Origin of the sequence: Brevibacillus fluminis, from assembly GCF_003710825.1 — a bacterium.
Lineage (GTDB): Bacteria > Bacillota > Bacilli > Brevibacillales > Brevibacillaceae > Brevibacillus_D > Brevibacillus_D fluminis.
In genome coordinates, this window is sequence record NZ_RHHQ01000008.1 from 72,994 (window position 1) to 94,987 (window position 21,994).

At 49.6% G+C, this 21,994-nt stretch carries 24 protein-coding genes; 12 read left to right on the top strand and 12 right to left on the bottom strand.

Annotated elements, in window-relative coordinates; translation table 11 throughout:
* Positions 1-233: 233 nt before the first annotated feature.
* The 3 genes from htpG to EDM56_RS09820 all read right to left on the bottom strand — a co-directional run bounded on the left by htpG (position 234) and on the right by EDM56_RS09820 (position 3,987).
* Positions 234-2,114: a molecular chaperone HtpG gene (htpG, locus tag EDM56_RS09810; protein ID WP_122917740.1), complete on the bottom strand. Its 1,881-nt coding sequence runs from the start codon at positions 2,112-2,114 to the stop codon at positions 234-236.
* A gap of 137 nt (positions 2,115-2,251) precedes the next feature.
* Positions 2,252-3,403 carry a PstS family phosphate ABC transporter substrate-binding protein gene (locus tag EDM56_RS09815; RefSeq protein ID WP_246009356.1) on the bottom strand — a complete coding sequence of 384 codons (1,152 nt, stop codon included), beginning with the start codon at positions 3,401-3,403 and terminating at the stop codon, positions 2,252-2,254.
* A gap of 149 nt (positions 3,404-3,552) precedes the next feature.
* Entirely contained in the window at positions 3,553-3,987 is a 435-nt protein-coding gene (locus EDM56_RS09820) for an immunoglobulin domain-containing protein (RefSeq protein WP_148040376.1), read from the bottom strand.
* A gap of 290 nt (positions 3,988-4,277) precedes the next feature.
* Here EDM56_RS09820 and EDM56_RS09825 point away from each other — a divergent pair, with 290 nt between their 5' ends.
* The 6 genes from EDM56_RS09825 (at position 4,278) to EDM56_RS09850 (ending at position 11,085) form a co-directional block, all read left to right on the top strand.
* Positions 4,278-4,823: a GNAT family N-acetyltransferase gene (locus tag EDM56_RS09825; RefSeq protein WP_122917742.1), complete on the top strand. Its 546-nt coding sequence runs from the start codon at positions 4,278-4,280 to the stop codon at positions 4,821-4,823.
* A gap of 78 nt (positions 4,824-4,901) precedes the next feature.
* A complete protein-coding gene (locus tag EDM56_RS09830) occupies positions 4,902-5,837 on the top strand; it encodes a PadR family transcriptional regulator (protein ID WP_122917743.1) in 936 nt (311 codons plus the stop codon).
* A 256-nt stretch (positions 5,838-6,093) separates the two neighbouring features.
* On the top strand, positions 6,094-7,644 hold the full coding sequence (locus EDM56_RS09835) for a spore germination protein (RefSeq protein WP_246009335.1): 1,551 nt from the start codon (positions 6,094-6,096) through the stop codon (positions 7,642-7,644).
* Positions 7,645-7,672: 28 nt separating this feature from the next.
* Positions 7,673-8,785, top strand: coding sequence for a GerAB/ArcD/ProY family transporter (locus tag EDM56_RS09840; RefSeq protein WP_183192377.1), 1,113 nt, complete (start codon positions 7,673-7,675; stop codon positions 8,783-8,785).
* 46 nt (positions 8,786-8,831) lie between these two features.
* Positions 8,832-9,941, top strand: coding sequence for a GerAB/ArcD/ProY family transporter (locus EDM56_RS09845; RefSeq protein ID WP_122917745.1), 1,110 nt, complete (start codon positions 8,832-8,834; stop codon positions 9,939-9,941).
* Positions 9,922-11,085, top strand: a complete 1,164-nt coding sequence (locus tag EDM56_RS09850) for a Ger(x)C family spore germination protein (RefSeq protein ID WP_183192378.1) — start codon at positions 9,922-9,924, stop codon at positions 11,083-11,085. The genes EDM56_RS09845 and EDM56_RS09850 overlap by 20 nt, the downstream gene beginning before the upstream one ends.
* 210 nt (positions 11,086-11,295) lie before the next feature.
* Here EDM56_RS09850 and EDM56_RS09855 read toward each other — a convergent pair whose 3' ends face one another.
* Positions 11,296-11,856: a CGNR zinc finger domain-containing protein gene (locus tag EDM56_RS09855; RefSeq protein ID WP_122917747.1), complete on the bottom strand. Its 561-nt coding sequence runs from the start codon at positions 11,854-11,856 to the stop codon at positions 11,296-11,298.
* A gap of 118 nt (positions 11,857-11,974) precedes the next feature.
* Here EDM56_RS09855 and EDM56_RS09860 point away from each other — a divergent pair, with 118 nt between their 5' ends.
* Together EDM56_RS09860 and EDM56_RS09865 are read left to right on the top strand one after the other, a co-directional pair.
* Complete coding sequence (locus EDM56_RS09860; RefSeq protein WP_122917748.1) at positions 11,975-12,433, top strand: pyridoxamine 5'-phosphate oxidase family protein; 459 nt, start codon at positions 11,975-11,977, stop codon at positions 12,431-12,433.
* A gap of 19 nt (positions 12,434-12,452) precedes the next feature.
* Complete coding sequence (locus EDM56_RS09865) at positions 12,453-12,890, top strand: VOC family protein (RefSeq protein WP_183192379.1); 438 nt, start codon at positions 12,453-12,455, stop codon at positions 12,888-12,890.
* A 49-nt stretch (positions 12,891-12,939) separates the two neighbouring features.
* Here EDM56_RS09865 and EDM56_RS09870 read toward each other — a convergent pair whose 3' ends face one another.
* The 5 genes from EDM56_RS09870 to EDM56_RS09885 all read right to left on the bottom strand — a co-directional run bounded on the left by EDM56_RS09870 (position 12,940) and on the right by EDM56_RS09885 (position 15,707).
* Positions 12,940-13,530 carry a TetR/AcrR family transcriptional regulator gene (locus EDM56_RS09870; protein ID WP_122917750.1) on the bottom strand — a complete coding sequence of 197 codons (591 nt, stop codon included), beginning with the start codon at positions 13,528-13,530 and terminating at the stop codon, positions 12,940-12,942.
* Between the two features lie 58 nt (positions 13,531-13,588).
* Positions 13,589-14,482 (bottom strand): SDR family NAD(P)-dependent oxidoreductase, encoded by an 894-nt coding sequence (locus EDM56_RS09875; protein ID WP_122918253.1) that lies wholly within the window; start codon positions 14,480-14,482, stop codon positions 13,589-13,591.
* Between the two features lie 30 nt (positions 14,483-14,512).
* The gene (locus tag EDM56_RS32065; protein WP_281274947.1) at positions 14,513-14,641 is read right to left on the bottom strand and encodes a hypothetical protein; all 129 of its coding nucleotides are present in this window, start codon (positions 14,639-14,641) and stop codon (positions 14,513-14,515) included.
* Positions 14,642-14,765: 124 nt separating this feature from the next.
* Entirely contained in the window at positions 14,766-14,975 is a 210-nt protein-coding gene (locus EDM56_RS09880) for a hypothetical protein (RefSeq protein ID WP_122917751.1), read from the bottom strand.
* A 72-nt stretch (positions 14,976-15,047) separates the two neighbouring features.
* A complete protein-coding gene (locus EDM56_RS09885; RefSeq protein WP_122917752.1) occupies positions 15,048-15,707 on the bottom strand; it encodes an MBL fold metallo-hydrolase in 660 nt (219 codons plus the stop codon).
* Positions 15,708-15,930: 223 nt separating this feature from the next.
* Between EDM56_RS09885 and EDM56_RS31460 the strand changes: the two genes are divergently transcribed.
* Positions 15,931-16,089 (top strand): hypothetical protein, encoded by a 159-nt coding sequence (locus EDM56_RS31460; RefSeq protein ID WP_183192380.1) that lies wholly within the window; start codon positions 15,931-15,933, stop codon positions 16,087-16,089.
* 130 nt (positions 16,090-16,219) lie between these two features.
* Here EDM56_RS31460 and EDM56_RS09890 read toward each other — a convergent pair whose 3' ends face one another.
* On the bottom strand, positions 16,220-16,777 hold the full coding sequence (locus tag EDM56_RS09890) for a GNAT family N-acetyltransferase (protein ID WP_122917753.1): 558 nt from the start codon (positions 16,775-16,777) through the stop codon (positions 16,220-16,222).
* Between the two features lie 221 nt (positions 16,778-16,998).
* Here EDM56_RS09890 and EDM56_RS09895 point away from each other — a divergent pair, with 221 nt between their 5' ends.
* Together EDM56_RS09895 and EDM56_RS09905 are read left to right on the top strand one after the other, a co-directional pair.
* Positions 16,999-18,468, top strand: a complete 1,470-nt coding sequence (locus EDM56_RS09895) for a flavin monoamine oxidase family protein (protein ID WP_122917754.1) — start codon at positions 16,999-17,001, stop codon at positions 18,466-18,468.
* A gap of 456 nt (positions 18,469-18,924) precedes the next feature.
* Entirely contained in the window at positions 18,925-19,455 is a 531-nt protein-coding gene (locus tag EDM56_RS09905; protein WP_122917756.1) for an ECF transporter S component, read from the top strand.
* A gap of 446 nt (positions 19,456-19,901) precedes the next feature.
* On the opposite strand, the gene EDM56_RS32215 is transcribed toward EDM56_RS09905, so the two are convergent.
* Positions 19,902-20,183: an EamA family transporter gene (locus EDM56_RS32215; protein ID WP_183192381.1), complete on the bottom strand. Its 282-nt coding sequence runs from the start codon at positions 20,181-20,183 to the stop codon at positions 19,902-19,904.
* Positions 20,184-20,371: 188 nt separating this feature from the next.
* Positions 20,372-20,974, bottom strand: a complete 603-nt coding sequence (locus EDM56_RS09915; protein ID WP_122917758.1) for a TetR/AcrR family transcriptional regulator — start codon at positions 20,972-20,974, stop codon at positions 20,372-20,374.
* 152 nt (positions 20,975-21,126) lie between these two features.
* Between EDM56_RS09915 and EDM56_RS09920 the strand changes: the two genes are divergently transcribed.
* Entirely contained in the window at positions 21,127-21,852 is a 726-nt protein-coding gene (locus EDM56_RS09920; RefSeq protein WP_122917759.1) for an MBL fold metallo-hydrolase, read from the top strand.
* Positions 21,853-21,994 lie beyond the last annotated feature (142 nt).

Consider the following 21,994-nt stretch of genomic DNA (forward strand, 5'->3'; position numbering starts at 1 on the left):
CAGATCGATGGCGTTAAAAGTCAGTGTGCGGTTGGGGCGGCCATTCATACCCCCACCGGCAAGCTTCCCGCCATCACGATTCCGCTGCTGGCAGCCCGGTTTTATGAGCGTGAGGAATGGTCGCTGCCTTTACAGGACCTGTGTAGAAAGATTCGTGAGCGGTTTCGTAAAAAACGAAAAGGGCCACCTAGTGGGTGACCCTCCTTCCTAGCCAAACAGTATCGTCGCTTCCCTTACACCATGATCTTGCAAACATCATTCGTGAACGCAACCGGATCCTGCAGTGGCAAGCCTTCGATCAGCAGCGCCTGACTGTACAACAGCGCTGTATACAAGTTCAGCTTTTCCTTGTCTTTTTCAAACGCGTCCTTCAGCGATTGGAACACCTCATGCTGGACGTTGATCTCGAGCACCTTGTCCGCCTTCACGTTCGGGTTGTTCGGCATCGCGTTCAAGATTTTCTCCATCTCGATTGTGACCTCGCCCTCCGCGGACAGGCAAACCGGGTGAGATCTCAGTCGTTTCGACGCTTTCACGCTCTTGACTTTGCCAGCAAGCTGCTCAGCCATGTACGCAAACAGCTCTTTGTTCTCTTCGTTTTGAGCATCGGCATTGTTTTGGCTGTCGTCCGCTTCGATTCCCAAGTCCCCACTGGAGACCGATTTGAATTCCTTCTCTTTGTAGCTTTGGATCATCTTGATCGCGAACTCGTCGATATCCTCGGTGAAATACAAGATTTCATAGCCTTTTTCTGCGACCAGCTCCGTTTGCGGCAGCTTGTCGATCCGCTCGATCGATTCCCCTGTTGCATAGTAGATGTACTTTTGCTCTTCCGGCATTCTCGAAACGTACTCGTCCAGTGTGACGAGCTTTTTCTCCTTGGACGTATAGAACAGGAGCAGGTCCTGCAGCATGTCCTTGTTGGCACCAAAATCGCTGTAAATACCGAACTTCAGCTGGCGGCCGAACGATTTGAAGAATTGCTCGTACTTCTCGCGCTCGTTTTTTTGCATGGTTTGCAGCTGGTTCTTGATTTTGCTAGCGATGTTTTTCGCGATCAGCTTCAATTGGCGGTCATGCTGCAGCATCTCGCGGGAAATGTTGAGCGACAGGCTCTCCGAATCTACCATCCCTTTGACGAAGCTGAAGTAGTCCGGCAACAGATCGGCGCACTTGTTCATGATGAGAACGCCGTTCGCGTAAAGCTCCAGTCCTTTTTCATACTCCTTGGAATAATAGTCAAACGGGATGTTCTCCGGGATGAAGAGGATCGCCTGATAGACGACGGCACCATCCGCGCTGATATGGATGTGCTTAAGCGGCTTGTCGAAGCCATAATGTTTTTCCTGGTAAAAATTCTCGTAATCCTCGTCAGTCAGCTCGCTTTTGTTTTTCCGCCAGATCGGCACCATGCTGTTGACGCGCTGTTCTTCCACATAATCCTCGAACTCGCTGTCGCTGCCTTCCTTCGGCCGGCTTCCGGTCACGTCCATTTTGATTGGATAGCGAATGAAGTCGGAGTATTTTTTGATAATCGACTTCAGGCGGTACTGCTCCAAAAACTCGTCGTAGCTCTCTTCTTCCGTATTTTCCTTGATTTTCAGGATGATGTCGGTGCCCACGGAGTCTTTTTCCGCTGGTTCGATCGTATAGCCGTCCGCACCGGTAGACTCCCATTTGTACGCCGTGTCGCTGCCGAGCGCTTTGCTGATGACGGTCACGACATCGGCAACCATGAATGCGGAGTAAAAGCCTACACCGAACTGACCGATGATGTTGTGACCATCCTTCGCTTCATTTTCGCTTTTGAACGCTAGCGATCCGCTCTTGGCGATAACGCCGAGGTGGTTTTCCAGATCTTCCTTGGTCATCCCGATCCCGGTATCGCGGATCGTCAGCGTGCGGTTCACTTTATCTGCAACGACTTTGATATAGTAATTGTCTTTGTCAAAGACCAGGTTTTCGTCCGTCAGCGCTTTGTAATAGATTTTGTCAATGGCATCGCTCGCATTGGAAATCAGCTCACGCAAAAAAATCTCTTTTTGCGTGTAAATGGAATTGATCATCATTTCGAGAAGTCGTTTGGACTCCGCTTGAAACTGCTTTTTTTCCATGAATTAGTCTTCCTTTCTGTCTGTAAATGAACCGCAGGTAGCGCCGTCCGTTTCGGAGACGCTATTAGCACTCTCAACCGACGAGTGCTATCCATTCTTTTTATAACAGCAGGCAAATTTTATGTCAATATCCAGTCTTATCTATGAAGCGGCGTGTAGCCTGTCTTCTCGACCAGCTCTTGCCCTTGCGGCGACAAAATCCATTCGATCAAAAGGGCGACATGCGGGTTTTTACTTCCTGCCGTCACGGCATAAAACTCGGCTGCAAACGGATACGTCTTGTTCGCAATCGTGCTAATGTCAGGCGTCACGCCATCGATTGCCAGCAGACGAATATCGCCGTTTCGCATCATTTCCGTGGCGAAATAAAGGAAGGAGTAGCCGATCGCATTTTTGTAATTGCGGTAATCCGACGTTTTGGCGATGATCCCGCCCATGCCGGAGACGACATCCTCTTGCGGTGGCTTCATCAGCGTGCGGCCTGCCATGATTTTTTCAAGCATGGTCTGACTTCCGCTGTTCTCCGGACGCTGAAACGCGCGGATCTCCTCATTACGCCCGCCGATCTGCTGCCAGTTGGTCACGTTTCCAGCGTAAATTTCCTGGATTTGCGCGCTGGACAGACCCGTGACCGGATTGGCTGCGTTGACGAAAAAGACGAAGGCTTCCCGACCGATCGGCGTTAGCTTTAGCTCGACTCCTTTTTCTTTCGCCGCCTCCAGCTGCGCATCGGATGGCCCCGCGGCAAAAATGAGGTCTACCCTCCCGTCGATCAGGTTTTCGTAGGCAGTCGGTGTCGTGTTGACCATTACCTCGCTGTCATACCGGTCGTAATGCTTTTGTGGATAAACAGCCTGGGCAAAAGCCGCATACAGCGGATACAGTGCCGTCGCCCCATCCATTTTTGGCAAATCGGACGACAGTGCGAGCGTTGCGGTCTTATCCAGCACAGCGAGCCGCCCAGCAGGCTGAAACGGTCGGTATGCGTCAAGATCGACATCTTGCTCGCTGACTTTCGGAATGCTGTTTACATATGCTCGATTGATCTCATAGCCCGCTATGGTCAGGCCGATCAGCAAAATACAGGCCGCAAGTGCTCGGTACTGCACGCGAGGCCGAATCGGCACGAACATTCGCACAATGACGAAAAGAGCCAGAAGCACCGCGCTGCCCATCGCTACAAACGGATAAAATCGTCCGCCGCCAGAAAGCGAAGTCACCAGCATCATGATGAACCCGACGAACAAAATGGTGACCACAACCACAAGACATCCAAAAATTTTCCCCAACAGCTCCACGTATTCGTTCCCCCTTCCCTGCTTATTCGTTTTTCTCCTTTCTTTACGTTACCAAAAGTTTCTTGAAATTGAAAATGTTGCTCACGTGAACAAAGCGAAAAGCCCTCAGGATGTCTCCCAAGGGCTTTTTGCCTTTTTCATTAGTCTAGATGGAGCAATTCGCCGGACATATTGTCGGCTGCGTCCCACACTTCCAATCGAGTGGTGCTTTGTGTAACCAGCATCTCAACCGCCCCTTTATAGTCAGAATCATCCATTCCATTCGGCGTATTGAAAATGATTGCGAAGGTGTTGCCACTCTTCAACAATTGCAAGTCATAGTGGCTGCCGTCACCGCGATCGAATTGATAGGTGACGATGCCGGTCCCAGAATCTACATGACGTGTAACACCCGGACTAGAGAATGGTATACCGTCTTCAATCCAATCATACGTGCCTGCTTCTACCGCCATGTTCCCGATTGTAATGTCATTCTCTGCCTCATCAGGGCTGACGTACTGAAGCCGGAACCCTTTGACAGGCTCATCAAATTGGGCAGAAATCTGTACGGCTCCGCCCCCCGGACGAATGCTCACCTCCACTGGATTTACTAGATTTGGTGCTTGAAGATCAACGCTATTCCCGCTTTCAATCCGCTTTCCGGACGTTATGACGGGCCTACACCGTGCGGGCGACTTTCATCGCACACGGCGTGCCATCAGCGGCAAAATCTGCAACATGCTTATTTCCCCGCGTTCATCTTACCTTTCTACCCGATTTTTCGATATTAACTAAAGTTAACTCTCGGGGAAATTTCTTTGAGAAGGGGATTTCAGGAAATTTGCCCAATTAGGATGAATCACTGTTTTGGAAGGGGATTTTTACGATGATTCCTGTATTAGAAACCGAACGCCTGCGGCTTCGCCCTCTTGAACCATCCGACGCGGATGTGGTGCAAACATTGGCAGGGAGCAAAGAAGTGGCTAGTACCACACTCTCAATCCCCCATCCTTACCCAGATGGAGCCGCAGAAGCATGGATCGGCTCGACGCACCAATCTGCTGCAATCGGGGAGCACTACGCCTTCGCGATCATGCGAAAAGACGATGGCGCTTTGCTCGGCTGTATCGGCCTGGGCGTGACGAAACCCCACAACCGCGCCGAACTCGGCTACTGGCTCGGTGTGCAGTATTGGGGGCAGGGCTATGTCACGGAGGCTGCCCGACGCATCCTTACTTTTGGCTTCACCGAGCTTTCGCTAAACAAGATCGTCGCCATCGCCATGACCAAAAATCCGGCTTCCGCGAGCGTCATGCGCAAAATCGGGATGAAGCATGAAGGCACGTTCCACCAGCACATCATGAAGTGGGGTGTGTATGAGGACGTGGTTTACTACGGGATGGTGAAAGCGGATATTGTCGAGACCACCTAAATCAGTTGAAATGATTTTACAATTACCGATAACGTATGTTACTGTTAACATACGTTATCACAAACAGGAGTGACCATCATGTCGATCAAGCTCGCTATCTTAGGCATTCTCAGTTGGAAGCCCTCGACTGGCTATGACATCAAAAAAATCATGGAGGAGTCATCCTTTATGTACTGGTCGGGCAACAACAATCAGATTTACAAGTCGCTGGTGCAGCTGCTTGACGAAGGATTCGTCACCAATGAGGTGCTACATCACGATAGCTCCCCTACCCGCAAGATTTACACGATCACCGATGCGGGCCATGCAGAGCTGAAAGAATGGGTGAATTCCGATCCGCTGCCACCGGAGAACAAGAACAGCTTCTTGACGCAGCTCGCTTGGGCTGATCTGCTGAATCCCGCTGAATTGAACCAGCTGTTGACCCGTTATGAGAACGAAATCAGCCTGCAAGTTTTGCTGCAGCAAGAAAAAAAGCGACGCGGCTTGCTTGCTCCCAAGCGCTCGCCGCGCGAAACCTTCCTCTGGGAGGCGATCCACGACAACATCATCTCAACCTACAAAAACGAATGGCAATGGATTCAAACCATCCGCAAACAGCTTGATGCCCAACCATTTTCCGAGGAGGCGAACCAAATGAAGTACCAAGTATGTGAAAGCGGGGGCAGTCGCTATATCGATTGCCAATTTGCACAGCCACCACTAGCAACCGAACAAGATGCGCTTGACCTGATTGCCGCGTGCATCGAAAATGACACGAATCTGCTGCTGCTTCAAGCCGCTGCCCTATCCGATGATTTTTTTAACCTGCGTACAGGCGCTGCAGGCGCGATTTTGCAAAAGTTTGTGAACTACCATGTCAAAGCGGCAGCCGTACTCCCCGAACAGCTGGAGCGAAAAGGAAAGTTTAAAGAAATGGTACTGGAAGCCAACAAAGGGAGCCAGTTCAGGGTTTTTGCCACAGATGCTGAAGCGATTGCGTGGCTGCTCGGTTCGAATAGAAGCGAAAGGTGATTCCGTTGAAACCCCCGGATCAAATGATCCAGTACCATCGGCAAGGATTTTAACCTACGCGGAAAAAATTCCGCTCTTTACCGACAACGATTTACAGCGAATCGCTGCCCCTGTTGCATTGCTACCCTGTGCGAGCCTCTTTGCTCCGCAGGGTTCTTTCGTTTCAAGCAGCACCCACTGATGCAAGGTACATACTTCTTCCAGTACTGGTTAAAATGAGTGTACACAGTCGTCGGTGAGAGGAGTTCGCCTTTCTATGCGCAACGGAGGAATCCCAAACAGTCTTACCAGCACCCCAGATATGTATGCGCTAAGCAGCGAAACGTCGCTGACTTCTTCCCTCCCCGCAAACATCGAATTGATCATGGGAGTCATCGGACATAGCGGCGACATTGTCCTGCGCGAGCTTTGCATCTTGCATTCGCCATGCAACGCTGCGCTTGTCTATATCCACGGGATTGTAGACACTGACCTCATCAACGACTATGTTTTATCCCCTTTGATGCATGGAAAGATAGAGGTTGCCGAACACGGCGATTACGGAGACAAAATCGACTATGCACGGCTGAAAAACATCGTCGCGAGCTCGGTGATCGGCCTCTGTGAAGTGAAAGAGGTTTCCCTCTTGGAGGTGTGCATAGAGAACATCCTATCAGGCAAAACGGTGTTGCTGATTGACGGAATCGAAGGGTGCATGGTGCTCGGCACCAGCGGAGGAAAATCCCGCAACATCGAGGAGCCCGTCACCGAATCTGTCGTGCGCGGTTCACGGGAAGGATTTGTGGAAGATATCGGCACCAATCTCGCCATTGTGCGGAAGCTGGTGAAGAATCCGAATCTTACGGTGCTCTTTTATCGGGTTGGACGAGAAACGCGAAGAGAGCTGGCGGTCGTTTATCTCAAAAACATCGCAAATGATACGCTTGTCGAGGAAGTCATGCGGCGAATCGAGCAAATTGACATTGACGATGCGCCTGAGTCGGGCTCGATCGAGCAGTTGATCGAGGACAATCCCTGGTCTCCGTTTCCACAGCTGCAAAACACGGAGCGCCCGGATAAAGTGGTTGCAGCGCTGCTTGAGGGGCGAATCGGGATTATATTGGACGGCACGCCGTTCACTCTGCTTGCACCCGTCACATTTCCGATGCTGCTGCAAGCGCCGGAGGATTATTACGAACGCTGGCTCGTGGGCTCCCTCATCCGCATCTTGCGTTACTTGCTTGTCTTTATGGGGCTGTTCCTGCCCTCTCTGTATATCGCTCTTGTTTCTTATCATCAAGGCTTGATTCCATCCAAGCTGGCTATTTCCATTACGTCTAGCAGGGAGGGCGTGCCTTTTCCCACCATCATCGAAGCGTTGCTCATGGAAGTCACGATCGAGATCTTGCGGGAAGCCGGGATCCGCCTGCCCAAACCCATCGGCCAAGCGGTCGGCATCGTGGGCGGACTCGTGATCGGGCAATCGGCCGTTACAGCGGGAATCGTAAGTCCGATCATGGTCATTGTGGTATCGGTGACAGCCATCTCGTCCTTCGCCCTTCCCAACTATAGCGGGGGCATTTCTTTGCGCATTTTGCGATTCGGAATGATGCTTGCCGCATCGATTTTGGGCTTGTACGGAATCGTATTGGCGTTTTTATTGATCTGTTGCCATGTTGTCCGCCTGAAAAGCTTTGGCGTCAATTATGCGGGAGCGTTTGTGCACACCCACGTATCCGATCTCAAAGATACCTTCATCAGGTTCCCCCTCTTTTTGATGAAGCAACGCCCCAAAATATTCAGGCCGAAAGACAAGCGTCGGATGTGATGACGATCCACACAAAAATGGGGTGTGCGTGATTTTGCCAAATCTTGATGAGAAATTAGCGACATATCAAGTAACAGCAGGAATCGCTTCCTACATAACCGGGGTCGGGGTTGTCACGCTGCCGAGAGTAGCTGGCCAGCAAACAGGGACGCCAGATGTGTGGATTAGTTTACTGCTTGCGGGAATCATCAGCATCGGGTTGGGATGGGTCTGCGCGAAGCTCGGCCAGCGCCATCCTGGGCAAACCTTGTTTCAATACAGCCAGCTCCTGATGGGGAAGCCGATCGGTTTCATCGTGAACTTGCTGTTTGTCACGTATTTCCTGACAACAGCAACCTACCAAGCGCGAATCGATGCGGAAGTGATCCGGCATTATTTATTGGATCGCACGCCGATCGCGTTCACCACGCTTTGCTTTATCCTGATCGCTGCATATCTCGTCGTTGGAGGAATCAACCCGATCGTCCGTTTATGCGAGTTATTGCTTCCGCTTACAACCATCGTCATTATCGGCGTAATGCTGCTTGGCATCCGCAATTTCCATATCGATTACTTTCGTCCCGTTCTTTCGGAAGGCGTGCTTCCCATTCTGAAAGGGTTGAAAGCGACGGCTCTCCCGTTTTCAGGGTTTGAAAGCATCTTGATCCTCTCCGCATTTATGACTGTGCCGAAAAAGGCAGCGAAAGCCGTAACCATCAGCCTCCTTATTCCGGCACTCATCTATTTGACGGTCATTGTCATCGTGATCGGAAACATCAGCTTCGATACCGTGAAAACATTGACATGGCCAACGGTTGAAGTGATTCGAAGCATTGAAATTCCGGGAGCCTTCTTCTCCAATTTTGAGATCATGTTCATCGCCGTCTGGGTGATTCAAATTTTTATCACCTGCGTATTCGGCCTCTATTTCGCCAGTTTGGGCCTGAGCCTGATGATGCGGACCAACATCAAGCACCTGCATTTTTTTATCATCCCGTTTGTCTACTTTTTATCCTTGTACCCGGATACGTTGGGTGCAGCCTTTAAATTCGGGGATTTCAACGGATATATGGCCATGCTGTTATCGGGACTCATACCGCTCGTTCTGTTAATGCTCTCCTACATTAGGGGCAAGCCGCAAGGAGAACGCCACCAAGAATAATGCCAATCTTTCCCGAACATCCTAGCATCATAAGGAAGTGATTGCATTGCAGCAAGCGCGGGATGACAAGCTGGCATTTTCTCAAGTATCAATCGGGATGGCTTCCTTTATTCTTGGGGCAGGGATCGTGTCTCTTCCGCGCTCTGCGGGTGAGGCGGCCGGCACACCGGATATCTGGATAAGCGTCTTGCTGGCGGGGGGCATTGCCATCCTCTTTGGCTGCGTATGCGCCAAGCTGAACCAGCGCTTCCCAGGATTGACCATTTATCAGTTCAGCTCGCTTCTGCTCGGCAAACCGATCGGCTATTTGCTCAACTTTGTTTTCATCACGTATTGGCTGATCATGGCCGCCTACGAATTGCGAATGCAGGCTGAGGTGATCCGGCATTTTTTATTAGATCGGACGCCGATCGCATTTACCTCTCTATGCTTTTTGGCGATCAGCGCCTATCTGGTTCTCGGCGGAATCAACCCGATCATGCGCCTGTCCGAAATCGTTTTCCCCATTACGACTATCGTCATCATGGGAATCATGATGCTCAGCCTCAAAAGTTTTGATTTCAACCATTTTCGCCCTGTGCTCAGTGACGGCATCACACCTGTGCTAAAAGCGGTGAAACCTGCCTCACTGTCCTATCTGGGGTTTGAAACGATCTTAGTCATGGGCGCCGTTGCAAGCGAACCGAAGAAGCTGATGAGAGCGGTTATGATCGGAATGGTGTTCCCCATCGTGATCTATTCCATCACTTTAGTAATGACAGTCGGTACACTAAGTGTAGATGTCGTTAAAACGTTGACATGGCCGACCATCGAAGTGATCCGCTCGATTGAAATTCCCGGCGCTTTCTTCTCCAACTTCGAATTGTTTTTTATCGTGGTGTGGACGATCCAGATTTTCACGACGATGGTTTCAGGTTATTATTATGCCAGCTTAGGCGTGAGCTATATGTTTAAAACCGAGCTTAAATACGTTCAATACGGCTTTTTTTTCGTGATCTATTTTCTGGCTTTGTACCCCGAAGATTTGAATGAGGCATTCTCGTTGGGGGATACGGTTGGGAACTTGTCGATGTTCACTGCGGGGGCGATTCCGCTGCTCCTGCTGCTTATCTCCAGCATAAAGGGACATGGGAAAAATGGAAAAAACAACGCGTAAATCTGTCGCAATCCTCTTGCTATGCATCGCGCTCCTATCGGCTGGATGCTGGGACCGCCGTGAAATTGAAGATATGGGAATGGTCGTTGGCGTAGCCATCGATAAAGGGAAAGGAAAGCAAAAAAACAAGATCGTCATCACCAATCAATTCGTGAATACACTGACTGGCAAAAAAGAGGAAGCGACCGTCCATCGGGCCTACAATCTGGAAAGCGCAGAAATAAACGTGTATGAAACCTCGAAATACATGTCTACCTTGACGGACAATACGCCTTACTATACGCACCTGAAAGTGATAGTCATCAGCGAAGACATCGCGACCTCCGTCGATCTGATGAATCTGATCAACTGGTTTTTGCGCGACCGCCAACTGCGGCGAACGATCAACATCGTCATCGCAAAGGGATCAGCAAAAGAAATTTTGAAGAAAGAAACCGAAAAAGGCGAAATCCCCTCGATTGAGATTTGGGGAACGACCAAAAACTATAAAGATACAGCGAAAATCCCGATCTTCCTCACCATCGGCGAGATGGGCATGAACATGACGCAAAAGAAAAGCTATCTCGTCCAGCGGATCGAACCGCAGAAAAAGTGGGTGAAGCTGTCAGGAGCTGCAGTCATCAGCGGCAAAGAGCGGAAGCTGATCGGCTGGCTGAATGACCAGGACATGTTGGGGCTGAAATTTTTGCAGGGCGGCAAACAAGCGACCGGTAGCGGGGTTATCCCTGTGATCGACCCGGATACAAAAAATCCCATCGTTTATGAGTATAAAAAGATAAAGTCGACCATCAACTCGATCGGCAAGGGAGACCAACTGGCTTTTGACGTAAAAATCACCTCCGAGGGCCTCATCGATGAAGATTGGAACCCCAACGAAGATGCTTTCAAAGAAGCCTATATCAAAAAAGCGGAGAAACTGATTGAAAACCAGGTGAAGGCGAACGTAGAAAAGCTACTTGCGAAAATGCAAAAAAAATTGAAAGCGGATGTGTGTGGATTTGGCACGCGCTTAAAAATACAGGATTACAAAACGTGGAAACGGCTGAGAGACAATTGGGATCAAGAATTCAGCAAAGCTTCCATCAACGTAAGCGTAAAGATCCACGTTCGTGAATTCGGCGGAAAAGGCAAGAAAAAAATATAATCCCCATCGCAGCTGCGCACACCGCAGATTGCCCCTGATAGTTCCAAGAATGGTAAAAAATTACCTCTAAAAGTGCGAGAATATTCCCCGGATGCCGGACATTCATTAACCGGCCTTGCTGACCAGGTCCTCTCGTTTTTTGCGTGCAACCCGCCAAGATCAAGGGAGCCAGCTTGCGGGAATCATCTACATTTCCCAAGCTGGCTCCCTTCATTTTTGCAGCTTTTTCCTCGCATAAAACTCTGCGGCCTTTTGTCGGTTCCCGCATGTCTCCATGCTGCACCAACGTCGTTTTCCTGACTTGGAGGTATCAATAAAATGAAGAATACACTCCTCATGCTCACATGAGCGAATCCGTTCCCGTGAAACATGCTCCAGCGTGTGAATGATGGAGTGAACGACCTTATACCGCACCTCATCGGTCATCGTGATTCCCCGGCAGTTTAGTTCGAGCTTGTCTTCCGCTTGCGAAAGCGACAGGCGGACCTGTACGGTTTCCACGACGTACTGCAGCTGCAGGGTCCGCTTCGGGGCAATCTCTCCTTGCTCCAGGTCTGCCAATATCTCGAGGCATAGTTCACGGAGCGAGCGCAGCTCTGCGATTATACTTTGCAGCCCGTCCCCGTCCTTCGCACTCACCAGCAGTTCATTTGCCAGCAGCCACTGCTCCGCTTTTTCGCAGTCATCCAGAAGGTCGACACCCCGCTTATTTACGGTATTCGCCAGGTTTATCCACACGGCTCCCCCTAATACGTAGCGCGTGTTTTCCATATGCTTTTCACCTCAAGATTAATTATAACCGTAAAAACCCCATTTACAAGTTAGAAGGTTCGTTGTATTATATAACCAGCAAATGATGAATTTAAAGGTTATAAAGAGGTGAAGCTTGATGGAAGCAAGCGGAGAGCAATTTTTGCGGAGCAAGTTTCAGACGAATGGCATCCGGATTGGGCACAAGCTATCTGATTTACTGCGCCGCTATGTGGAGTCCATGGAATTTTTCTTCCTCGCGACAGCAGATCGCGCCGGCAATTGTGACTGTAGCTTTCGCGGAGGCGTCCCTTGCGTCAAAGTACTGGATGACACCACGCTCATCTTCCCCGATTATCCGGGAAACGGCGCATTCCAAAGCTTGGGCAACATTGTGGAGAACCCGCATGTCGGCATGCTCTTCATCGATTTCACCCACCAGCAGCGGCTGCGGATCAACGGTCAGGCGGAACTGCTGGATGACCCGGAGCTATGCGCTTTGTTCCCAGGCAGCATCCAAGTGGTTAAAGTTGTTGTTGAGGAAGTGTACCGGAACTGCTCGGCACGGATTCCCAAGTTAGTCAAACAATACAATTGAAATGAAAGCTGGTGGACGTATGGCAATGACAAAAGGCGTGAACCATGTCGGATTGAGCGTAACAAACCTGGAGGCTTCCAAACGATTTTTTACCGACATTCTGGAATTTGAACTGTTGAAATATGTTGAAGGTGATCATGCCTTTGTGACAGACGGCACGACGATGATTACCTTATGGCAGACAGCCGAACAAGCAGCGACCGTGAAAACAGCAGGCCTGCACCATCTCGCCTTGCAGGTGGAGTCCGTTGCCGTACTGCGCCAACTGGAAGAACGCATGAAACAAAACGGAATTCGCCTGCAATTCGACGGGATCGGCGTACGCGGCCAGGAAGGCGGCTTCATTGCACTTTTCTGCTACGACCCGAGCGGCATTCGCATCGAGCTTGCGACCTCTGAAAAAGATGTGACCGGCGGGGTGCCGATTATCGGGGGCTGCGGCGTGGTGGAGGAGTAACCGCGTTTTTTGCCAAAAGAAAAGCACTTCGTGAGTGCTTCTTGGCTATCTACGGCAAGATGATTTTCATCAAGCGCTCAACGTCCTGCTGCCAATAGCCCGGAACCGTTTGGCCCGCTTGCAGCATCAATCCGGTTAAGACCGAAAAGTACAGAAATAAAAGCCGCTCAGGATCACCTGGGCTGAACTCTCCCAGCTGCTGCCCTTTGATGAAGAGTGGCAGCAGTTGCCCCATCATTTCGCTTGGCGGATTTTGCTCAATAATTGCCTTCGCTTCCGCAGGCACCTCTGCGGATGTCTGCACCTGCTGCAAGAGCAGGAAAAACGGGGCATGGTCCGCTTCAAGCATCGTCCGTGACAATGCCGTAAGCTGCTCTTTTGGCGTCCCCGGCAATTGCTTCACATTTGCAAAAGCCGATCGCGCTTCCTCCATCGCTTCTTTCACAAGAATCGTAAACAGCTCCTCCTTGGAGCTGAAATAGCGGTAAGACAATCCTTGGCTGATCCCTGCCTCAGCTGCGATCATGCTCATTTTCGCTCCGGCGATCCCCTTTTCGGCAAAAACCTTCAGGGCAGCCGTCTTTATTTGTTCCCTGCGTGCATCGTGTAACGGATCTGTCTGCTGCTCATTTCCCCGCATCGCACGTTCACTCCTTTCCTTTTATCAATAGCGATTGTTGTTTCCTTCGAAACCTTCTTCAGACGCGAATCTGCGCCGCACTTTCTTCCCACAGCCTTTTTGCCGCGTCCGTATCCTGCGCCTGCACGGATGGGAGCGCTGGCTTCCTGTCAACGAAATAGCCGCCATTCCAGTGTGGTTCCAGCGTAGCTTCCGCCAACCATACCAATGTTTCGGCCCCTTTTTCCGGCGTCCGGGCAAACCTTTTCATCACAGCCATCGTCATGCGGGCGAGCCTGCCGTTGTTCTGATTGAAATTCGTCGCCACCAGGCCGGGATCGAAACAATAAGCGGACACTTGTGTCCCTGCAAGCCTCCTCGCCAATTCTGCCGTGAACAAAATATTGGCGAGCTTGGTTTCGGCATATCGCAGCGTCGGCCCGCCCAACAGCTTGCCTGGGAAACGATAGGCACGTTCGGCACCCAGATCGTCAAAGCATATCCCACGTTTGGCCATTTTGTGACCATGAGAAGCGGTAGTAATCACACGTCCATGCCCGCTTGCCTTCAACTGATCGAGCAGAAGGTTGGTCAACAGAAACGGCGCCAAATGATTGACGGCCCACGTCATTTCTACTCCGTCCTCAGTCAGTATGCGCTCTTCAAACAGGGCACCCGCATTGTTGAGCAAAAGATCGATCTGCGGATGTGCGGCGGCAATGGCAGCAGCGGCTTTGCGGATGGATGACTGTGACGCCATATCAGCTGCAAACACGTCGATTGTAGCGCAACCACCCGTCTCCTGCCGAATTTGGGTCGCAACCTCAGCGGCTTTCGCTTCGTTCCTTGCGATGATCCCCAAATTGGCACCGCGTGCAGCGAGTTCCAGCGCCGCTGCCAACCCAATTCCGCTGGTCGCCCCGGTGATCACGACGTATTTACCCTTAACTGCTCCACTCACAACATCATTCATTCGCTCCACTGTCCCATTCCCCCTTTTTCATTAATAAATGAATGGTTCATTCATCAACTTATACCAAATATATACAATGATGATCGGTTCGTCAATCATCCGTTTGCCCAAAAATTTCATTTCCTGACCCCCATACTCGCTCTGCTGTTCCGCTCCCATGTCAAATAGCCTCATCATTCCTCGCTAACCATTCGCGAGCTTGGAAAGTTTCCCGTAAATTCAAAAACGACATTCCGCTGTTGGAATGCCGTTTTTCTTCCTATCCGATGCCCGAAGCACGCCGCTAGCGCACTCGGTTATCCTGTACAACGGGATTCGCGCCATTCGCGTCCGTCACTTTCACCAGCTCCTGCAGGCTATTGACGATACTCGCGACGCGCTGCAGTTCGTTTTGGAGCCCATCCGGGTTGTTCACATGGCTTTTCATCGAGACCGCGACACCCTCCAACTGGTCGGCAAGCCTGTGCACCAATGATACGTCAAATTGGGTCATCTCCATCCCTCCTTCCCTTATACTGTTCGAAAATATGGAAGGATTTATTCCTGGGCGAATGCCTGTTTATTCCTAGTAAAACGCTTGAAGCTGCTCCTGGATCTCGCTGCTCGCCAATCCGCCGTGATAGCAAATGACAGCATCGATGGCAAAGTCGCTATACTTCTGTAGCGAACGTTGTGCTTCCTCCACGTCCAGTGTGCTGGGTGGATGCACTCCGCCAAGCTTCCCATTCACACTGTACATGGAATCCCCGGCGACTAAAAGATGATGTTGTTTGACATACAAGCTGATGTGGCCAGGCGTATGCCCTGGCGTGTGGATGACCCGGATTCCGCCGCAAAACGACAGCTCCTGACCATCCTCCACCGTCTCGTCTACCCTGCCGATCGGCTGATGCTCGAGCTCTGCGTCTTTTAAGAGCGGCAGCTCTCCTTCGATATATGGCTTCTCCAACGAGTGTGCAAATACGGTGATGTGCTCCCCGCATTCCCGGATAATCTCAGGCAGGCAGCCGATATGATCCACGTCCTGATGTGTCAAAATCACCGCACGCAGCATGTCGAAGGTTACCCCTACCTTCATCATCGCCGCACGCAATTCTTCCACTTGTCCCGGACAGCCCGTGTCGATCAGCACGGCCATCTCCCCGTCACACAGCAGGGTGGGATGAATCGTCATCCCTTCATAAAAATCGAGTGTCAACATGTCAAGCCGGTGCCTTTGAGCCATGCTCCGAACGCCTCCTCTACGAGTTGGTTACCCAGATGATGCGGTTGATCTAACCATTTGTGTCACCAACATAAAAGTATTGCATTACGTAAAAATATAATATTACGTGGATTCCAATCAGTCAAACTTTTCCATCCTAGCCTACCACACTACGTAGCCACCTAATTTTTGCATAAGCACTCTCCCGATTCCACACCCTAATCCCGAAAGGAGGTGGGGAAAAATGGACGCAAAAGAACACACTAAGAAAGAAGAGCCAACCGTGGCACCGAGCATGAACGGTCACGATCCACTCGAGGAAAAAGCCACTCCAGAAGAAGTGGAAAAAGGCGAGTATACGTCAGTCACCAGGCTCTTTCTGGATCGCACACCGGAAGATTAGATACGGGTACATGCCCGTTTCTTTTTTGTTCATACACATCGACAGCCAACCATTCACAACACTTCACCCAATAAAAAATAAAACCGCTCACTGTCGGCAGCGGCGGTCATTCATTGGTTCACTCATTTGCTCAGTTTTCTAAGACAGGCAGAACAGGGTAGGCAGACGCGGGTATTTCCGCTTGCACCCGCTCGAAAACATCCCGATAAATTCCAAAAACCTCATGTTCGTCCGTAATGCCCACATACAAATTTTGCAGGCGAGCTCGTTCTTCGACCGTCATGGCGCACGCATACGGGAGCTTACTAACCGCCTTCAGCGATCGATGATTGGATTTGCGCACCAATACGATGGCGCACTCCAGCCCTTGCCGAAACACCTCCGCAAGAAAAGCTGCTTTCGCCCGCTGATTGTAGCCTTTTCCCCAATGCTCCTCGGCAATAATCGTGGCGAGAAACCCTTCCCGTGCAAACCGGTTGTAATTCCAAATCGCGATAAACCCAACAGGCTCGTCCGCATCATCCACGATGACGCGCACAATGGAATCCGCTGCTTCACTTTTCTCCATCAAGCTAAACCACAATTCTTCAGGAGAGGCAGGCTTGATTCGCGAGTACATCCCCACCGCAGGATTGAGCAGGTACTCGAACAGTTTGAGAGCGTCTTTTTCCTCAGGCATACGAATCATTTAATCGCCACACCTCCAGTTGCTGTACAGAGATGTCTTCATCATCACATAGCAACCGGTGGGGAATATACGCGCTCTTTTTGGATTTCTTTTTAAATTTTGATGAATATTCGAGTGCCAAAGCTGCAGTCATCTCAAGTCGCCTGGTGCATCAACACATCTAGGCGTATTCGTGAATAGAATAGGGCAATAGGACGAATCGAGATGGAAAGGAGGATACGATGCCACAGCCCTCTTCCCTTTCGGAACCATTGATGATCTCCATCATCCGAAACGGTTTGCAGAAAACGACTGCCCCAAAGCACATAGTCATTGTCGGTGCAGGGATCGCCGGACTGGTGTCCGCTTCTCTGCTGAAAGAAGCCGGTCATCAGGTTACGATACTGGAAGCGTCTGATCGGATCGGTGGACGAGTTTTCACGTTGCGATCCCCTTTTTACCATGGACAGTATGTGGAAGCCGGGGCCATGCGAATCCCGAGCACCCATCTTTTGACACTCGCGTACATATCGAAATTCCGCTTGCCTCTAAATGAATTTATCAACATGACCCCGAACGATCTGCTGTATGTGAACAATGTTAAGACGCGACGTTGGATCTATCAACAAAACCCCGACATTCTCCGTTTTCCTTTGGCGGCGCATGAACGGGGAAAAACCGCAGATGAATTGGCGCTCCTCGCTGTCAAACCCGTTATCGATTTTATTAACCAAGACCCTGCTCGCCATTGGCCGATTGTGACGAAGCAGTTTGACATGTACTCGATGGATCTGTTTATGCGGCACAATCCCGTTGGTCAGTCGTTGTCGGTAGCAGCGATCAATATGATCAAGGTACTGTCCGGCTTTGAAGGGTTCCCTGAACTTTCCTTTCTGGAAATTTTGCGGGACTTCATCCTCTTCACGCCGACCACTAGGTTTTATGAAATTTCCGGAGGCTTTGACCAGCTGCCCCATGCCTTCCTTCCGCAAGTAAAAGAATGCCTTCACACAAATTGCAAAATGACTGAAATCACACAACACGGTGACAAGGTCATGATAGCGGGTGTAAATACAGCGTCGTCCGAGCCATTTCACGTGACCGGCGACTACACCATCATGACCGTTCCGTTTACCGTGCTGCAATTCGTCAAGGTGGAACCACGTCACTTGTTCTCCTACCAAAAATGGAATGCGATCCGCCAGCTTCACTATGTTTCTTCGACCAAAATTGGCCTGCAATTTTCACGCAGGTTCTGGGAAGAGGAAGGCCTATATGGCGGCCAGAGCGTTACGGATTTGCCCATTCGACTCTCTTATTTCCCCAGCCACGGTTTCGGCGGGCATGGCGGAGTGGTGCTGGCCAGCTATACATGGGAAGATGACGCACTCCCGTGGATCAGCCTATCAAAAGACGAGCAGATTATGATGGCGCTCCAAATCATGGCCGACATTCACGGCGAGCAAGTGTACGAGACGTTTCTCTCGGGAGCTGTCCAGAATTGGGATCTGAATCCGTTTTCCGCAGGTGCATTCACATTATTTAAACCATTTCAGGAAACAGACCTTGGTCCTTATATTTCAACACCGGAAGGCAGGATTCATTTCGCTGGGGAGCATGGTTCCGATTACCACGGTTGGATCCAAGGGGCCATCCAATCTGCCATCCGCACCGCCCATGCCGTTAATGAGATCGCCGGTAAAGACTGGTGAAAAACCCCTTCTCTCATTCAGGCCAAATCGTATTGCAATTTCAAAGCGAAGATGAAAAAGAAAAATTCGGCGCCCCCGGAACAAGCGGAAAAGCCAAGCTCGTCCTCTCCGATATCAACATTCGTTTTGCCCAATCCGATGTCACCGATACCGCACGCCCCCTACGGATCGTCGAACGGGAAAGCTCAGCCTCTCCTCTCCATCCGGTTGCTCCCGAAAATACCAAGGGCGAAAAGAGCAAATTGAGCTTGTGAATTGAAAATCATGAATGGAAAGTCTAAAAGCAGAAACCCTTAGTCCGATGAAGATGGGCAGGCTAAAGGTTTCTTTTTTTATTGTCTTTTTGTACATCTTTTCTGAATTCAATTCTGTACCTGTACAAAATCGCGAAATTAGGTATTTATTAAGTTACAGATTCGGTGTATGATATAGAAAAAAACAGAAAGAGGCAATCATATGGATTCTACATTCGCAACCAGAGAAGCATCGAAAACAAAAACGCTTGTCATCAATGCCCTTTTCATCGCTTTTACCCTTGCAGCCACCATGTTCATCAACCTGCGACTCCCGATCATGGGGAACGGAGGCCTCATCCATCTGGGGAACGTGCCTCTTTTTATCGCAGCTTTTGTGTACGGCAGAAAAACCGGAGCCATCGCGGGCGCCTTCGGTATGGGCCTCTTTGACCTGATCTCCGGTTGGACTACTTGGGCACCGTTTACCTTCATCATCGTCGGTACAATGGGCTATTTGGCTGGTCTCATCTCCGAAAAAGTACCTGGCAAAAAAATGCTGGTCAACACATTGGCCGTTGTCGTCGCACTGGTGATCAAAATCGTGGGTTATTATTTTGCTGAAGTTATCTTGTACGGTAACTGGATTCAGCCATTCGGTTCCATTCCTGGAAATGTGCTTCAGGTTGTATTCGCGGGAATCATTGTGGTACCACTCGTAGGACGTTTGAAACAAATTATTGGGCAGCGATAGGCCCATCTTGCAGTAGTTGATTACGAAAAATTGAAACGAAGAAAAGTACCCTCTAGATGTATTTTTACTAGAGGGTACTTTATTTTTTCCGATTCACTCATGGGCTGCAAACCTCGAACTTGCCCCAGATTTTCCCTGAAGTAAATCGCATGCAAATCCAGTATCCTTTTCTCAGACCCAGCGAAATGAGGAATTGTGATGACCCGCAAAGATAAACACTCGCATTACCATTGGTATGATCTATTTGTTGAAATTATCGTCCAGCTAGTATTTGAAATCATATGGGCTTCTTTACGTGCCGTCTTTCGCCTCGCTGTCAGAGGGATCAGTTCGCTCGTTCATTTTATTTCCTATTGATGCTTATTCGTTGAGGGCAGATTCGTGTCTTTGCTCCAGAATGACTTTCGCTTTTCCAATCGTATTCATACCAACAACTCCTGCCAAAATCAATATCCCTCCAAAGTTAATAACGGAACAAGGAAAAGAAAACTCGATACAATCGATGCTTGCACTGTTGATAGAGCGAAAGACCATGATAAATAAGCGAGCGCACCTGGAAAGACCCCTAAATAGACAAGAACCATTGTTTTGCCAAACAGCGCATTGAAAATTCCGGCAAAAAGGTGTTGGGAAAAAAGTAGCATCAAAACGGTTCCGGCAACTATCGCGTAGGTTGTTACCTCGATGGATGTGTGGACTCGGTCTTTCCATTTTGCCGTCTTTTTCAACTGCTGCAGAAATGAAAGAGGGGAAATTGGCTGGAGCTGTTTGGGAGCACGGAAATGAACTGTTTACATTACTGGCCTATCATAAAAACAAGTGGCAATCTGCGGCTTTTACAATGTTTCTTCAACTGAATACTCACTAGAACGGCAGCTCGCGAAAATCGGCTGCCGTTTTCTTGTGATCCCAGCCCTTAATGCATCTTTTGATTGGAATACGATGTCAACAACACACGTAGTTGCTGGGTCACAAATCCAATATGTTTGTTATCTTTGGTCAATCGGCTTGCCATCACGCCTCCTTCAAGGGTAGAGACGATGAACGAAGAAAGGGATTCAACATCTAGATCTGGCTTGAATTCTTCAGAAGCAATCCCCTGAAGCAAGATATCTTTCACGAGGTGTAGAAGATCCTCATAAGCAGCCAGCGCTTTTTCGCGAAGGACCGGGTATGCATCATCGCTTTCTACAGCTGCATTTAAAAGAGGACACCCGCCTTGAATCGGAGGATTATGAACAGGATCGCTATGAACATCAAATAGAGCCATGATTTTCTCTAATGCTGTATCAGCATTTGTAACGGCTAAAGAAAATTTCTCTTTCAAAATTTGACCTGCATAGTCGAACGCCTCAACAGCAATTTCATCCTTATTGGCAAATCTTCGATAAATTCCTCCTTTGGTTAAGCCTGTTGCCTCCATGATGTCTTGTATCGTCGAGCCATTGTATCCCTTTTGATTAAATAATTCAGCTGATTTTCCAATAATGTATTGTCGTGTTTGCTCGCCTTTTTTCATTTGTTGAAGCCTCCATGTACCTCATCGTATCACTTGTAAATATTGTAACATTTCTCTGGCGTATAACTGAAAGATTTGCTAAGATAAAAAGAGACCGAACGGTTCGGTCTCTTTTTTAGTAAATGTTGATGACTACCAGAGAGGAAATGATGATGAAAACTGTAAAAATCATTCGCATCCCCATTCTACCGATGCATATGGTAAACGCACACTTGCTTGTCGGGCCCGACGGTTGCATTCTTGTCGATGCGGGATTGCCTGGTTCAGAAAAGAAAATTGAAAAAGCTCTAGTCAAGGAACGGCTGACATGGAAGGACATTAAACTTATCGTCATCACTCATGCACATGTCGATCACGCAGGGAGTGCTGCAATCATTCGTGAGAAATCGGGTGCGCCCATATTAGCCCATGAGGGGGATGCCAAACATTATAATCAGGAACAGCCGATGACTTTTTGCCCGACCGGTTGGTTTGGCCGGTTATTTTTGAAAACGCCTCTGATGTATGAACCATACCTCCGCTTTGAACCTGATATCTTGCTGAAAGCGCAAGAAGTTATTCATCTGGAACGATACGGTGTTCCTGGGGCCGTTTCGCACACGCCCGGACACACATCTGGGTCTATCTCCGTAAACCTATCTACCAAAGAAGCATTAGTCGGTGATCTCATCGCTTCAGGAATTTTGTTAGGCGGTATCTTGAGGAAGAAACATGCCATTCGTCCTCCATTTGAAGAAGACCCGTATGCCGTTGGCCAGGAGCTAATCCGCCTGCTTGATTCCGGTATGCAGAAATTTCACATGGGCCATGGTGGTCCACTGGATGCTTGTGAAGTCAAACGCCACGCCCAGTCACTTTTATCGCTGAAGCGTCATTGATCGGGTTTTCTTGCTGTTCAGTCGGTGGACTAACTCATAGGGACGACTATTCCAATACACATGCGAAAAAATCGTCCAGTCCCCAACCTCCTTAAAAGAGGGGGGATTTTGACGTTGGAGTTCATCCTAGCCGTACACAAAG

Excerpts from the sequence above, each read along its gene's own strand:
- htpG (WP_122917740.1), bottom strand. The coding sequence starts at position 2,114 with ATGGAAAAAAAGCAGTTTCAAGCGGAGTCCAAACGACTTCTCGAAATG.
- EDM56_RS09825 (WP_122917742.1), top strand. The coding sequence starts at position 4,278 with ATGATTCCTGTATTAGAAACCGAACGCCTGCGGCTTCGCCCTCTTGAA.
- EDM56_RS09830 (WP_122917743.1), top strand. The coding sequence starts at position 4,902 with ATGTCGATCAAGCTCGCTATCTTAGGCATTCTCAGTTGGAAGCCCTCG.
- EDM56_RS09835 (WP_246009335.1), top strand. The coding sequence starts at position 6,094 with ATGCGCAACGGAGGAATCCCAAACAGTCTTACCAGCACCCCAGATATG.
- EDM56_RS09850 (WP_183192378.1), top strand. The coding sequence starts at position 9,922 with ATGGAAAAAACAACGCGTAAATCTGTCGCAATCCTCTTGCTATGCATC.
- EDM56_RS09855 (WP_122917747.1), bottom strand. The coding sequence starts at position 11,856 with ATGGAAAACACGCGCTACGTATTAGGGGGAGCCGTGTGGATAAACCTG.
- EDM56_RS09860 (WP_122917748.1), top strand. The coding sequence starts at position 11,975 with ATGGAAGCAAGCGGAGAGCAATTTTTGCGGAGCAAGTTTCAGACGAAT.
- EDM56_RS09865 (WP_183192379.1), top strand. The coding sequence starts at position 12,453 with ATGGCAATGACAAAAGGCGTGAACCATGTCGGATTGAGCGTAACAAAC.
- EDM56_RS09870 (WP_122917750.1), bottom strand. The coding sequence starts at position 13,530 with ATGCGGGGAAATGAGCAGCAGACAGATCCGTTACACGATGCACGCAGG.
- EDM56_RS09875 (WP_122918253.1), bottom strand. The coding sequence starts at position 14,482 with ATGAATGATGTTGTGAGTGGAGCAGTTAAGGGTAAATACGTCGTGATC.
- EDM56_RS32065 (WP_281274947.1), bottom strand. The coding sequence starts at position 14,641 with ATGGGAGCGGAACAGCAGAGCGAGTATGGGGGTCAGGAAATGAAATTT.
- EDM56_RS09880 (WP_122917751.1), bottom strand. The coding sequence starts at position 14,975 with ATGACCCAATTTGACGTATCATTGGTGCACAGGCTTGCCGACCAGTTG.
- EDM56_RS09885 (WP_122917752.1), bottom strand. The coding sequence starts at position 15,707 with ATGGCTCAAAGGCACCGGCTTGACATGTTGACACTCGATTTTTATGAA.
- EDM56_RS31460 (WP_183192380.1), top strand. The coding sequence starts at position 15,931 with ATGGACGCAAAAGAACACACTAAGAAAGAAGAGCCAACCGTGGCACCG.
- EDM56_RS09890 (WP_122917753.1), bottom strand. The coding sequence starts at position 16,777 with ATGATTCGTATGCCTGAGGAAAAAGACGCTCTCAAACTGTTCGAGTAC.
- EDM56_RS09895 (WP_122917754.1), top strand. The coding sequence starts at position 16,999 with ATGCCACAGCCCTCTTCCCTTTCGGAACCATTGATGATCTCCATCATC.
- EDM56_RS09905 (WP_122917756.1), top strand. The coding sequence starts at position 18,925 with ATGGATTCTACATTCGCAACCAGAGAAGCATCGAAAACAAAAACGCTT.
- EDM56_RS09915 (WP_122917758.1), bottom strand. The coding sequence starts at position 20,974 with ATGAAAAAAGGCGAGCAAACACGACAATACATTATTGGAAAATCAGCT.
- EDM56_RS09920 (WP_122917759.1), top strand. The coding sequence starts at position 21,127 with ATGAAAACTGTAAAAATCATTCGCATCCCCATTCTACCGATGCATATG.